Here is a 12,271-nt window from a genome sequence, read left to right as displayed (position 1 = left end):
CACAGGACCAGACCCAAGGATGGGCCTGGTAACCAAGTGAAGATAACAACGCTGCGGCTTGAAAAGATTGGGTTAAAGGATACTCCTTTTACGCCTGATGACCTGGACAGGGCTAGCCCCTATTACCGGCGATTAATCGCACGCAAACTGCTGGGTAATGTTTTTTCTAAGCGAAAACAGCTCACTGTCATTTTTGACCTGCAATTTTCGCATGGCATTACATTTATGTGCGCTGATGGTTTTAATACTGCGATGTTGCAGCTCAGCAATTTCCCGCAGGCTCATTCCGTTGAACAAGAATGTCAGGACATCGTTTTCACAGCGTGTCAGATTATGCATACTTGAAACATCATCGGAATCGTTACGCGCCAGGTAAGAGCCGATCATCGGGCTTAATACGCGCTCGCCATTGAATACCCGGTTGAAGAACTCACTGACCAATTGCAGTTCATCACCGCGGGACACAACGCTGATATTCGGGATCTCAAGCAACCGGCACAGATCTTCGCCTTTCTGACAGCGGGTATAAACAATCACGCGTAACGCAGGCAACTGAGCACACAAACTCAGCAGGGCTTCCCGCCCTTGTGCCGTGGTTTCATTCAGGCCATTCAGCTCAGTGATCAGAATATCGACAGGCTGATACAGCAACCCTTCGGAAACCGCGGCCATGCTGGTTTCCTGCACAATAATCTCATTGGCAACGTTAAGCGTTCCAATAAAGCATGACAGCCCCGTCAGGGTAAGTGGACTGCGGTCCATCAGTGCCAAGCCGATCGGTTTTTGCGTCAATGGATCCATAAACTACTCCTGTATAAATATCCCGCTCATTCCATCCAGGGAACAGGCGCATGTCGGTATCAATATTAGCGAGCAAACACCGGGCCGGTTTTTGCCATCCACTTGCCCTGCAAATAGAGCTCACCATCACTATGGAAACCCAGTTTGTGCATGGCATTACGTTTATGGGTACTGACGGTACGAACGTCACGATGCATCATCAACGCAGCGGTAGTTACGCTCTTGCCGGAAAACAGATAGGCCAGCACGTCCAGTTCACGGGCGGTCAACGCTTTGCCACCGGCGGACTGGTTAGCCAGCAACTGCCTGACCTTATGGCTGTAACTGCGGCGACCTGCGATCACCTGCTGCACACATTGCGCCAGGGCAACGGCAGGTTCCTGCTTGAGGACCAGGCCTTTGATCCCGGATGCAGTCAGCAATTGCAGCACTCGGGGATCGTCAAGTGCAGTACAGACAATCATTGAGGTCGTTGGCCAATGTTCCAGGCAAAGTGCAATCAACCTTAACCCGTCCAACACCGACTCTTCTTCACCGCACAATTCCATAATCAGTAACTTGGCGGGGCGATGGCGCATCAAACCGGGGATCTCTGAAAGATTACTGACCAGTTGCACCTCGTCCGCAAACCCACAAGACTGGGCCAAAATATTACGCATACCGAGAGCCGTGATTGGGCAGGATTCCATTACAATCACGCCCTCCCCTTCTGCCCGTATGCATGCGGGGAATGCGCACTCACTCGCTGATAGGTATGAGACATCGTCATATTTGTTCTCCCTTCTCTGCTTTTTGCAGGTTGCTTTTTCTTTAATAGTTACGCCCTTAAAAATTGGTGCTCATCATCGTCACCGCCCTCTTATTATTTATTTAATGAGGGTTCTATTTTTTTAACTTTTCCCGGCGTGTGAGATCACAAAATGGTGTCAAGGAGTTACAAACTAAAAAAGCCCCAACCTACAATTTTTCAGACACAGGTAAGGCAAAACTCCGTCATGAGGCAATGGGGCAATAATCTGCTCATGACGGAAAAGGGTTTTTATTGCTGCTATTACTGGTAGGTAAATGCTACCTGTACCGTACCGATAATCGTGCCTGGCGTTGCTCCACCTGCAACACTGTAAGCACGGGCCTGCAGTGGGAAAATAGCATCATTGGTTGCACCAACAACCAGCACTTCCATGGTGCTGTTGTCACCCAGTCTGGTGCTTGCCGTTTTGTTTTGTAACTCAATCTGCACATTCTCAGCATCACCGGTGTTCTTATACAGATCCGTTCCGCCAGTTTCAGTCGCAGGGGTGCCAGAGAACTTCGCCGTAACAGAGGTGGTTGAACTTGGGCAATCCTTTAATTTCAGATTTACATCTTTCCATGCACTGCCAACACCAGCAGTCAGACTGGCAGCCTGAATATCATCACCCAGAGCAACATTGTAATTGCCGGAAGCATCATCAGCCTCCACGGTGCAAGGTGAAGCCTTGACGGTGCCGTGGATTTTCAATGTAGCGTCTGCTGCCAGTGCAGAAGAACTAATTCCCATACCCGCAAGCGCCAAACACAATGCGGTACTTTTAAACAACGTCTTAAGGTCCATCATAATATTATTCCCTTTTGTTGATATTGATTTGTCTATTTACAGCAACTCACCAGCAGCTGGATTTACTGAATCTCTGCCTTAACCGTGGCTGTAGCATTAAACTCCCCGACAGCCGGTAACTTATCCCCAGTTTTAATCGGGTACATATATACATCAGCCTTGCCGGTGCTTTCTAATTGCCCAAGACCATTCATTTCTGCTGGCAAAAGACCCGTTTGCACTGGAATAACCACCCCGGCTGAGTTTTCAAACAGCACGGCAATATCTTCATTATCTTCAGTCTTTAATGCGTTATTAAAGCGTGGGTCCGGCGTTCCCTGTATGGAAAGACTGACTTTAACCCCTTCGGAGATATTGTTACATTTCAACGTGAGTTCTTTATGCACCTTATTAAAACCGACAGGCATTTGCCCGGCCATTTTAAAGCTGTTTGACATAATGTCACCAAACTCGATAGGGATCGTCATACCGCCAGAAATATCGCACTTCTGCGGTACCGTCACGGAACCGGACATGGTTACCTGAGCAACAGGGCTCCCTTGGCCAGCACCCGCTTCCGAGTTGATATAAATATGCAGCAATGTCTCGTTAAAGGTCGTGACACCGACAAACGGTCGCCGGAAGTACAGGTGAACCATCCCCTTGGAACCACTTTCATACTGGATCCCATTTGTGTCATTACAATTATGCGCCGCGGCATACCAACCATTGCCTTCGTTATAGAATGGCACTGGGTAGTTTTTATTTTTCCCCCGGCGATAAATACCTCACTGGCGGCGGCCAGATAAGGGTTACTTGTCATAGCAAAATATCGCTTCGTCCCATCAGAATAAACTTCATTTGATGAAGCTGGAATTGCTGAAATAAACGATTCGTTATAGATAGCCCCGGAACATCCGCACTTAACAAAGTAGGTGCCCCCCACGCCATTCGTCCATGGGCTAGCCGCAGAAGCATTAATTATCGTCTTTCCTGCGACGTTCATTTCTGGATCAGTAAAACTTTGTGTAAAACTAAAAGGAAAATCCTTTACCGCATCTCTTGGCACACATTGGCCTATGGGTACCCCTGGTAAAGCAAATGCCTGCTGTATAAAACCCAGGCTACCAACAAGGGTCAACCCTATTGCCGAACAACGTGCGATTGATTTTAATTTATTCATCATCAAACCTTTATAAACATTGGCCGTTGATCATTCGGATCCCGGAAATTTCTTTTTGCTCCGGCAGGCTGTAAGAAACCCGGCACTGTTGCGTGGAGGCATTGCCCCACTTCACGTTCAGCATGCCACTACCGGACATCCCGGAGAGGAACACCTGACCACTGTCACCAACGATACTGCCGTTATTGCCGTCGCCATTGACATCCGTCACCGTGGCACCGAACGGTACCGGCGCGCCGCCCTGCATCAGCAAGGTCATCAAGACACGCTGGCCGATATTAGGTTTGAACTCGGCACGCACGATAGCGCCGCGGGTTGGGATCACCGTCTGGCTGGACATTGTCATATCCACATCGTCCGGCATGGAGGTCGTGTCCAGCACAACGTTGTTTTTACGGTAGGCGGTGGCATAAGGCATCACGGCATAACCACGCCAATCGGTATTCACCCCGGTCTGGTTAGCAATATTGACACCTTTGGCACCTGGCACTTTTACCAACACCGCAGTCTCACTCATTGCTTGAGACAGCGTCAGGCCGTTTTCATGCAGCAGGATCCCGCCTTCAACGCCATAGTTAAGGCGCTGTTGGTTGCGGTCATAACCATAACCCAGGTTCAAACGACCCAGACCGCCACGGTAGTTCGCGTTGGCGTTACCATTTGCCCCGCCGCCCTGGCTGGTATAGCCCTGGCTGATGCTGTAGTTCAGGTTGCCATTTGGCAGCGCAGTGCCGTTAAGGCCGACGCTGTTGCTGGTGGAACCATTGCGACTGGTATTCAGGTTGTAGGTGGCATAGGTACCCGGCAACCATTTACTCAACGGCACGCTGATATTGAAGGCGAAGATGTGGTCATCGTAATTGACGCGATCGCCGTTGCTGTCATAACCATTTTTACTGTAGGTGTAGTTCAGGCCATAGCTGACGCCGTTCCAGCTGTTGTTGTACCCGACGCTTGCCGATTGGTTACGACGGTTATCGTTCCAGTAATCTTCATTGTACAAGCTAAGTGACAGCGACCCGCCCCCTTCCCACAAACTCTGGCTCATCGTCAACTCGGCGCGGCTCTTCTTGTGGTTCATGGACTCCGATGTTCTGCCATCGGTATAGGTATCCAAGGTTTCCTTCAGCGTAAAGAACCCTTGCGTCGAATAACGATAGCTCGCCAAGCTGAAGTTGGTGCCCGTTTCAACAAAGCTCTTACCGTAGCGCACACGCCACGACTGACCATTGTCTTTATCTTCATGCTCTGGCTTAGACCACGCCTGGGTCACGTCGGCGGAAAGCGCCCCGATGACCCCCAGGTTCTGGCCCCAACCAACGGACAGCGCCTGATATTTGCTGGCTGCCTGAACGCCGCCGTAGAGGGTTGCCCCCCATGGCAAACCGTAGATCGCCGTACCTTGGGTAAATGGCGTGTCGTCTACGTTGCTGTTGGAAGAACGATATTGACCACTGGTGAGGCTGTACTTGAAACGGCCTTCACGTTGTAATACCGGTACAGAAGCAAAAGGCACCACGATGTTACGTTCGCTACCATCGGCTTCTCTGATGGTCACATTCATATCACCACTGCCCGCTGTCGGGTAGAGATCGGTAATTTCAAATGCCCCAGGAGGAACATAACTCTGGTAGATAACGTAGCCGTTCTGCCGGATAGTGACCTGGGCATTACTACGAGCGATACCACGTACCGTCGGAGCATAACCTCGCATGCTGTCTGGCATCATATCGTCATCCGAAGCCAACTGGGCCCCACGGAACGGTACGCTATCAAAGACATCACTTGGCGAGGTACTGTCACCCAAAACCAATTGGCTCTTCAGCGCAATAATATCGCGCTGTAAATAGGTATTGATGGAATCCCAATGGTTTTCACCGTCAACATCACGATTCCAGGTAGAGTAGTTGCGCAGGCGCCAAGCACCAAGGTTCAACCCTGAACGCAGATTAAGGTAATACGTATTGCTATCGTTGTTATCACTGTTACGGGCCCAACTGTTGGCACCGCTGAAATTATAGTTAACCAATAGCGCCGGGATCCCCTGATCCCACTTATCAGGTGCAACATAGTCACGCGCGTTCAGATTGAGTGCCGCTTGAGGAATACTCACATCCAAACGTTGCTGGTTAAAACGAAACGTCGCTGACGCCTGAGGAATAGCCTGTGCCAGATTGACACATTGTCCAGAGGCCTGAATCAATGGGAAGGAAGCAATTTTAACTCCCATAGACTCCAGCATGCCGCTGCTCAGACAAGGCTGCAGGCTGTCCTTGCCCTCTGGGCTTCTCTGCAGTGAGAAATCAAGATCTTGGGTCTCAAGCATCTCACCGTTCAAATAGATATCAACCCGGTATTTACCCGGAGCCTGAGTATGGCCATCTTCAAACACCGTCAGGTCAGCCCCTCGCTGAGACGGGTTATCAAGCTCCAGCAGTGCTGGGTTAAAGTAATCGCGAGCCTGTACACCACCGGAAATCCCCATAAGCACCGCGACCTGGCAGGAAATAAGCCAAGCCAGAGGGGTACGGTTAAATCCGCGAGAGCCTAAACGCTTCGGGTTATTCATCCATTTAACTCCATTTATCAGCCAAGCCAGTTAATTCCGGCAAGCCGCGTCCTTTCTCTGTCACTACCTGTGCAGAGATTGATGTTATTTATTGTCCTGACAGTTACGGTTATAAATTCCCGGTGAACGGCTTACTACTGGTACCACCGTAGTCATTAATGATTTCCCAGCTCAAAGCACCACCGGTAACACCGGTTGGCAAGTCAAAGCGTGCGCTGGATTGCGGGGCAACCATGGTGGCATTCTTTAATAAACTGCCATTAACCCGGACTTTGAAAAAGGTAACGTAATACGGCGATGAGTTAGTGACTTGCACGGCGTTACCGCTACGTTGCCACTTTAATCCTTGAGCCGCTTCTTCCAATGAGCCAGGCAAACCTTGAGGGCGGTAGATCAATTTGATACGCGTTTTCACCGCGATTTGCAGTGTATTCTCTTTTTTCTCAGCCGAAGGAATGGACTTAATATTCAGCCAATAGAGTGATTCTTTATCGGTCGGTAAATTACCGCCAGCGCGCACTACACGCAGAACGTTGTTTTGATCACCATCCAAGCGGAATAAAGGAGGAGTAATGATAAACGGGGCTTTAGAGGTATCACCGTCGGACGAGTCCACCCATGACTGGATCAGGTATGGGACTTTGTCAGGGTTACCGACACTCAGAGAAGCCTCTTTCTTGCTACCGTCATAAATGAGGCGCGTTCCACCGATAATGACGCCCGCCTGAACCTGTGCGCCAAAGGTAAATAACAGCGCTGCGACTATCGTACTCCGCCAAACTTTCATTTTTGTTCACCCACTTCAACCATTGAGGAAAATAGCCAGGGCGGCTTTCACCCCCTGACCAGGCCTTATGCCGCCCAAAAAATAATGGGCAGATAAAACTTACTGATAAACAATGGTAAAGTTGCTCACTGCGTTAGCTGGACCAGCGGTCACAGTTGCAGAGGTAGAAACGTAACGTGCAACGAACTTCAGAATATTTTCACCAGTGCTAACCAGTGGATATTCATTTGAATCCTGATGCAGGTTAATGACTTTGTTCTGGTTGTCAGCGATCTGGATACCAACGCCAGTTGCAACGTTAGCTTCGTCAGTCAGTGCCAGAATAGAGTTATTGCCTGGTACCTGGATGCCGTCAAAACGCACGGTAGCAGCGGTAATGGTAGTTGGGCAGTTTTTCAGCTTCAGGCTGAAATCCTTAGACCCGGCAGTCGCACCAGAGCTTGGGAATGAGGTTACAGAAACTTTACCCAGATCAACGATTTGGTTTACAGTATCAGCAGTCACTTCACAGCCCTGAGGAATGATAGTACCAGAGAAGTTAACTTTGCCGTCTTCAGCAAATACAGAGGTGCTAAACGCGGAGGCAGCCAACACAGCAACAGCAATCAGATTCTTGTTCATACTACTTTTCCTTTAAAATAATGCACTTCAACGCGCACTTGTTTATTTCTGACATAACCCTATGTCATTCCTTTTATTTAGTTCAGAGCCTGGAAACCCCCTCCGCCAATAATTATTGGGCAGCGTTAACCTTTCCAGCCAAACGATTCATTTTGAACTAAAGTGACTCCTTTAGAGAAAAACCCTAGCAAAGTCAATTTTTAAGCATGATATGCTGAATTAGATTAATACAACCTGATTTATCAGATAGAAAGTCTGGATAAAAAATTAGTGGCTTTTATGATTTTTACTGCAGGAAGCGTAATTAAGAACGTTCTGAGATTTTCCAGGTGAAGGTCCAACGAAAATAAATTTCTAATATACTGTTATTTAAGGGTTTTTGCTTGGCAGTGGAAATATTGAATTGTTAGTGTTGACATTATTTTGGAGCATCCTTAGAGTATGTTGCAATTTAGTTCAAAGTGACTCATTAGACATATTTAATTACGCATCACTCACCAAACTTCCTTAAAGCGTCTGGCATTACTTGCGGTATATAACACCGTATTCTGAATATTCCTATGGCCAAGAAAATCCTGAATCAGGCGAGTATCAATCCCTCGGTCTGCCAAGGCAAAACCACAGCCGTGTCGCAACATATGGGGATGAGCATTTACCTCCAGATTAGCCTCTTTACTATAATTACGAATTAACCAATAAATACGCTGACGTGATAAACGGGAGCCTCGGTTAGAGAGAAACAGCCATTCACTGTCTGCCCCCCGATAACTCTTTCTCTTTGCCATCCAACGCTGTAAGCATTTCCGTTCACGAACATACAAAGGGTGGATAGTGGAGAAACCATTTTTCAACCGGTGAATATAGATATTGCCACCTTCAAGATCGATATCGGACAACCGCCAACTATTAATTTCGCTGACCCGGCACCCGTGGATAAAACACATCCAGATCAAGCAGTAGTCACGTTCAGGATTCTTGCCCTTCAAGGTTGCCTCGAGCAATTTCTCCACTTCAGAAGGAGTTAAATGCTTACGACTGGTCATAGTACCTCTTTACTTTTCACAAAGAAAAATGTGGATTTCTTTTTCCTTTGTCATCTCCACAGTCACTTTCAGAAGCTTTTAGCCCCTGCCTCCGGATAACATCCTGAATCCTGCGTGGAGTATAGCCCATAAGCAAAAATGTCACAGCCTTGATTAACAGCCCTATAATTACAACAGAAACGATTAAGATTCATTCATATAAAGGTAAGGGAAGCTAACCAAAAAAAACCGCCAAGTTATATCTCGTGATAAAAACAAATTTATCTCCCCTACAAACAGCTATCATTCAGATCAAATGAAACAATAAAAACTAATTCCAGTAAATAAACAATTAAACCCAAAGTACCAGGGGATGACCGTTTTTTAGACCGGCCGCCAACACAAGATAATCCCTAAAAAAACAAAAGAATTATCCTTTAGCAAAAAAGGTAAAAAAACCAGAGAATGCAGCCTGTAGCGCAAAAAATTAATCAGATTGAAAATATTTACCTGTGGCAGAGGTTATATAAGATTAGGAATGCTCTGAAAAATGATGTAAATAATGCAGAATAGCGTTTCGGTAGGGAGGATTAATTTTTTCAGGAAAGCTCGGGGTATGCAGGAATACCCCAAGCATTACGTTGGCTCAAACGGTCAAACCACCGTCAAGAACCAGACTTTGGCCCGTCATATAGCGGCTGTCATCGCCGATAAGAAATGCCGTGGTGCGGGCAACTTCGCCAGCTTTGCCTAAACGGCGCAGCGGGATTTGCTTGCGCAGAGCCTTCAGCGCCTCTGGAGGGATAGCTTGCGTCATCTCGCTTTCAATAATTCCCGGTAGCAGGCAGTTCACCCGGATACCAAAGCGAGCCACTTCCAGCGCCAACGATTTGCCCATACCAATCATCGCAGCTTTACTGGCCCCATAGGCGGTCTGCCCAATGTTACCTTTGATACCCGTCACTGAAGACATCAGCACCATGGCGCCTTCCCCCTGAGCCATCATCGCTGGCAGCAGGTGGCGGTTCCAATAGAATATGGCGTTGAGGTTGGTGTCTATCACCTGCCGCCAGCGATCACCCGTTTGCTGGATATGCAAACCATCCTGCGTGATACCGGCATTATGGATCACCGCAAAAGGTGCACCGTGCCGCGCCAGCAGTTCTGGAGCGCAAAAGTTCACCTCTTGCTCTTCACTGCCATCACAAACACAGCTTTCCACCCAACCCGGCAAACCGGCGCAGGCTTCAATGACCTCACTTGAAGCTGATTGACTGCTGCGGCAAGTAAATACCACGTTCCACTCTTTGGCCAGCTCTTCCACCAGCGCACGGCCAATACCTCGGCTGCCGCCAGTCACTAACACCCATTGTTTAGTCATAGGATGATTACTTTTGCTGGTCAGCCAGGTTCTGGCACAGCTCACCCAGCGTCATATTCGGTTTTTCGATAAACATTTCAGCGCTGAGTGTGGCACCAAACTCACGCTTGGCCAACACCATCAGCTCAACATAGTCCAGGCTGTCCAGCTTTAACTGATGCAACGGCATCTCTGGTGCCAGATCGCTTAATTCGAGATCTTTGGCGTCACAAATCATTTCACACACGGTGTCGTAAACCTGTTGGTACTTTTCCATATTTATGTCCTTATTTTAATTAGCGGCCAACGGCCATGTTTTCAAGGTTACAGCGGTCATTATCAGCGGTTGCTGCCGTATTCGGGCCTGGATCACCGCACGTAAAACAAACCCATTATTTTTATCTCCCATGATCAACATGGGCTGAATGGCATAATGCAGCCGCTCTTCAAGTTGAAGATGGGCATCAGGGGTAAATAATCTGGCACTAAAATGGGTTTCATGGTGCGTCTGCACCACACGTATCTGTGCAAATACGTCGATAAGCGTCGCGGCAGTCAGTTCCGGCAACGCCGTGGTTAACGTCGCCAGCGTTTCCGGGGATTTCACCAACAGTTGGAACAGCAATGCGTCGAAGAAACTCCAGGCCTGAGTAGCCTCAGCGACATCCCCAGGAAACCGTTGAGCGAGTTCCATCACTTCAGCAACTGTCAGCGCATGTTCCGCAGCATCAACCGCTAATAACAGCGGCTGAGCAACGGTCAGCTTGCCGGTGAAGCAGCTTTGCTGCGTGGTGCTATCCAGCAATTTACCGTTCACCGGCGCACCATTGCCTGTAATCTGCAAGTGGTAAGGGGTTTGGCACAATACCGGCTGGCGCATACGAGCGCTGAAAGCATAGTAATCAGCCAGAGGAGCGCTAACCAGCAGGGCCGCACTCAGATGGCGTTTCATATCCAGCATCGCCCGCATACCGTGAACGCTCAGTTGCTCCAATCCCATTTGACGCACATGCTGCAGGTCAAAATGGATTGGGTTGTAATCGCCCGAAAAGGCCGCCCATTCTTCGGCATCGCGCAGGCTGTAGTTAAGGTTCATGCTTATGCCTGCCCGATCACCAGCGCCGCGTTTGCACCACCAAAACCAAAACTCAGGTTCAGCGTGTTCTGCAATCTGGCAGGTCGATGCCCCTCACTGATGTAGTCCAGATCGCACTGCGGATCGGCATTTTTCAAGTGGCAGGTGGCAGGCATCAGTTGATGCTGCAACGCCTGCAGGCAAATAATGGATTCGAAACTGCCCGCCGCCGCAATCAGGTGCCCGGAATAGGATTTGGTGCTGGAAAGTGGCGTGGTGTAAGCCGCATCACCCAACGCCAGTTTGATCGCCTGCGTTTCGTTCAGATCGTTAAGTGGCGTGGAGGTACCATGCGCATTAATATAGTCAATCTGATCGGGGGATATCCCTGCCTGTGTCAGTGCATGCTGAATAGTTTTCACTCGGGCAATCTTGTCTTCCGCCGGCGCAGTGAAGTCAAAAGCATCTGAATAGTTGCCATAACCTTTAATTTCACCGAGGATCGTCGCCCCACGCGCCAGTGCCGCTTCGCGCTCTTCCAGACACAATACGGCAGCACCTTCCGACAGCACAAAACCGTTGCGATCGAGGCTGAATGGGCAGCAGGCTTTGCTGATATCTTCTTGCTCACTAGCCAAAGCACGCAGTACGTCGATGTTCCATACCGCCGCATCGCTGCGTAGTGATTCCCCCGCCCCAGCCAGCATCATCGAGGCTCGGCCACTGCGGATCACTTCAAAAGCGTCGCCAATGGCCATCGTCCCTGTCGCACAGGCGGCGATCGGGCTGTTCTGATAACCACGCAACCCCCAGTACAGGCTGCAGGCCGCCGTTGCCACGTTAGGCATTGACTGGAAACAACCGAACGGCGAACCTAGCCCCGAACGCACAAAGTCTGCGTGGTTATAATGGGTTTCATCCTGACCTGCCCAACCGCTGCCGATGATGGTGCCGCATTCCAACAGGTCGTAATACGCCGCTGGGCTTTCACTCTGAAATGCCATGGTCATGGCTTCACGGGCCGCTCCCAGCACCAGCCGGGCAAAGCGTGGCAGGCGGCGACGGATCGCCGCCGGCACCCCTTTCAAATTTGGCTCTTCGTCTATCAGCCCGAGAAAACGCGACTGGATCCCCACGTTGGATTTATCGACATAGCGATAACCCAGGCGGTAATCCATGATCGCTGCCCAGCTTTGCTCGGCATTCATCCCCATAGGCGTGACCGCCCCGTAACCGGTGACCACCACGCGACGTGGCATAGAATCTTTATTCATGAT

Annotated in this window: 13 protein-coding genes; all 13 read right to left on the bottom strand. The window is 49.4% G+C overall.

The window, feature by feature from the left end; translation table 11 throughout:
* Positions 1–132: 132 nt before the first annotated feature.
* The gene (locus ACQ86O_RS10710) at positions 133–801 is read right to left on the bottom strand and encodes a LuxR C-terminal-related transcriptional regulator (RefSeq protein ID WP_431225201.1); all 669 of its coding nucleotides are present in this window, start codon (positions 799–801) and stop codon (positions 133–135) included.
* Positions 802–866: 65 nt separating this feature from the next.
* Entirely contained in the window at positions 867–1,490 is a 624-nt protein-coding gene (locus ACQ86O_RS10705) for a LuxR C-terminal-related transcriptional regulator (protein WP_431225701.1), read from the bottom strand.
* 362 nt (positions 1,491–1,852) lie between these two features.
* Positions 1,853–2,398, bottom strand: coding sequence for a fimbrial protein (locus ACQ86O_RS10700; protein ID WP_431225200.1), 546 nt, complete (start codon positions 2,396–2,398; stop codon positions 1,853–1,855).
* Positions 2,399–2,460: 62 nt separating this feature from the next.
* Complete coding sequence (locus ACQ86O_RS10695) at positions 2,461–2,913, bottom strand: fimbrial protein (RefSeq protein WP_431225199.1); 453 nt, start codon at positions 2,911–2,913, stop codon at positions 2,461–2,463.
* A gap of 2 nt (positions 2,914–2,915) precedes the next feature.
* Entirely contained in the window at positions 2,916–3,563 is a 648-nt protein-coding gene (locus ACQ86O_RS10690; RefSeq protein WP_431225198.1) for a hypothetical protein, read from the bottom strand.
* Positions 3,564–3,570: 7 nt separating this feature from the next.
* Positions 3,571–6,129, bottom strand: a complete 2,559-nt coding sequence (locus ACQ86O_RS10685; protein WP_431225197.1) for a fimbria/pilus outer membrane usher protein — start codon at positions 6,127–6,129, stop codon at positions 3,571–3,573.
* 109 nt (positions 6,130–6,238) lie between these two features.
* Positions 6,239–6,916, bottom strand: coding sequence for a fimbrial biogenesis chaperone (locus ACQ86O_RS10680; RefSeq protein ID WP_431225196.1), 678 nt, complete (start codon positions 6,914–6,916; stop codon positions 6,239–6,241).
* A 99-nt stretch (positions 6,917–7,015) separates the two neighbouring features.
* Positions 7,016–7,537, bottom strand: coding sequence for a fimbrial protein (locus tag ACQ86O_RS10675; protein WP_431225195.1), 522 nt, complete (start codon positions 7,535–7,537; stop codon positions 7,016–7,018).
* Between the two features lie 494 nt (positions 7,538–8,031).
* Positions 8,032–8,580, bottom strand: coding sequence for a tyrosine-type DNA invertase (locus ACQ86O_RS10670; protein WP_431225194.1), 549 nt, complete (start codon positions 8,578–8,580; stop codon positions 8,032–8,034).
* Between the two features lie 625 nt (positions 8,581–9,205).
* Complete coding sequence (locus tag ACQ86O_RS10665; protein WP_431225193.1) at positions 9,206–9,940, bottom strand: SDR family oxidoreductase; 735 nt, start codon at positions 9,938–9,940, stop codon at positions 9,206–9,208.
* 7 nt (positions 9,941–9,947) lie between these two features.
* Complete coding sequence (locus ACQ86O_RS10660; RefSeq protein WP_431225192.1) at positions 9,948–10,196, bottom strand: acyl carrier protein; 249 nt, start codon at positions 10,194–10,196, stop codon at positions 9,948–9,950.
* Between the two features lie 15 nt (positions 10,197–10,211).
* The gene (locus tag ACQ86O_RS10655; protein WP_431225191.1) at positions 10,212–11,015 is read right to left on the bottom strand and encodes a MaoC/PaaZ C-terminal domain-containing protein; all 804 of its coding nucleotides are present in this window, start codon (positions 11,013–11,015) and stop codon (positions 10,212–10,214) included.
* 2 nt (positions 11,016–11,017) lie between these two features.
* Positions 11,018–12,268, bottom strand: coding sequence for a beta-ketoacyl-[acyl-carrier-protein] synthase family protein (locus tag ACQ86O_RS10650; protein WP_431225190.1), 1,251 nt, complete (start codon positions 12,266–12,268; stop codon positions 11,018–11,020).
* Between the last annotated feature and the right edge of the window lie 3 nt (positions 12,269–12,271).

The sequence above is a fragment of the Serratia sp. L9 genome, assembly GCF_050632285.1.
GTDB lineage: Bacteria > Pseudomonadota > Gammaproteobacteria > Enterobacterales > Enterobacteriaceae > Chania.
The sequence above is the reverse complement of the archived record's forward strand: the minus strand, read 5'-3'. Positions and strand labels throughout refer to the sequence as shown.

Bases quoted from the DNA above. Each gene is read 5' to 3' on its own strand.
- ACQ86O_RS10710 (WP_431225201.1), bottom strand. From the start codon at position 801: ATGGATCCATTGACGCAAAAACCGATCGGCTTGGCACTGATGGACCGC.
- ACQ86O_RS10705 (WP_431225701.1), bottom strand. From the start codon at position 1,490: ATGGAATCCTGCCCAATCACGGCTCTCGGTATGCGTAATATTTTGGCC.
- ACQ86O_RS10700 (WP_431225200.1), bottom strand. From the start codon at position 2,398: ATGATGGACCTTAAGACGTTGTTTAAAAGTACCGCATTGTGTTTGGCG.
- ACQ86O_RS10695 (WP_431225199.1), bottom strand. From the start codon at position 2,913: ATGTCCGGTTCCGTGACGGTACCGCAGAAGTGCGATATTTCTGGCGGT.
- ACQ86O_RS10690 (WP_431225198.1), bottom strand. From the start codon at position 3,563: ATGATGAATAAATTAAAATCAATCGCACGTTGTTCGGCAATAGGGTTG.
- ACQ86O_RS10685 (WP_431225197.1), bottom strand. From the start codon at position 6,129: ATGAATAACCCGAAGCGTTTAGGCTCTCGCGGATTTAACCGTACCCCT.
- ACQ86O_RS10680 (WP_431225196.1), bottom strand. From the start codon at position 6,916: ATGAAAGTTTGGCGGAGTACGATAGTCGCAGCGCTGTTATTTACCTTT.
- ACQ86O_RS10675 (WP_431225195.1), bottom strand. From the start codon at position 7,537: ATGAACAAGAATCTGATTGCTGTTGCTGTGTTGGCTGCCTCCGCGTTT.
- ACQ86O_RS10670 (WP_431225194.1), bottom strand. From the start codon at position 8,580: ATGACCAGTCGTAAGCATTTAACTCCTTCTGAAGTGGAGAAATTGCTC.
- ACQ86O_RS10665 (WP_431225193.1), bottom strand. From the start codon at position 9,940: ATGACTAAACAATGGGTGTTAGTGACTGGCGGCAGCCGAGGTATTGGC.
- ACQ86O_RS10660 (WP_431225192.1), bottom strand. From the start codon at position 10,196: ATGGAAAAGTACCAACAGGTTTACGACACCGTGTGTGAAATGATTTGT.
- ACQ86O_RS10655 (WP_431225191.1), bottom strand. From the start codon at position 11,015: ATGAACCTTAACTACAGCCTGCGCGATGCCGAAGAATGGGCGGCCTTT.
- ACQ86O_RS10650 (WP_431225190.1), bottom strand. From the start codon at position 12,268: ATGAATAAAGATTCTATGCCACGTCGCGTGGTGGTCACCGGTTACGGG.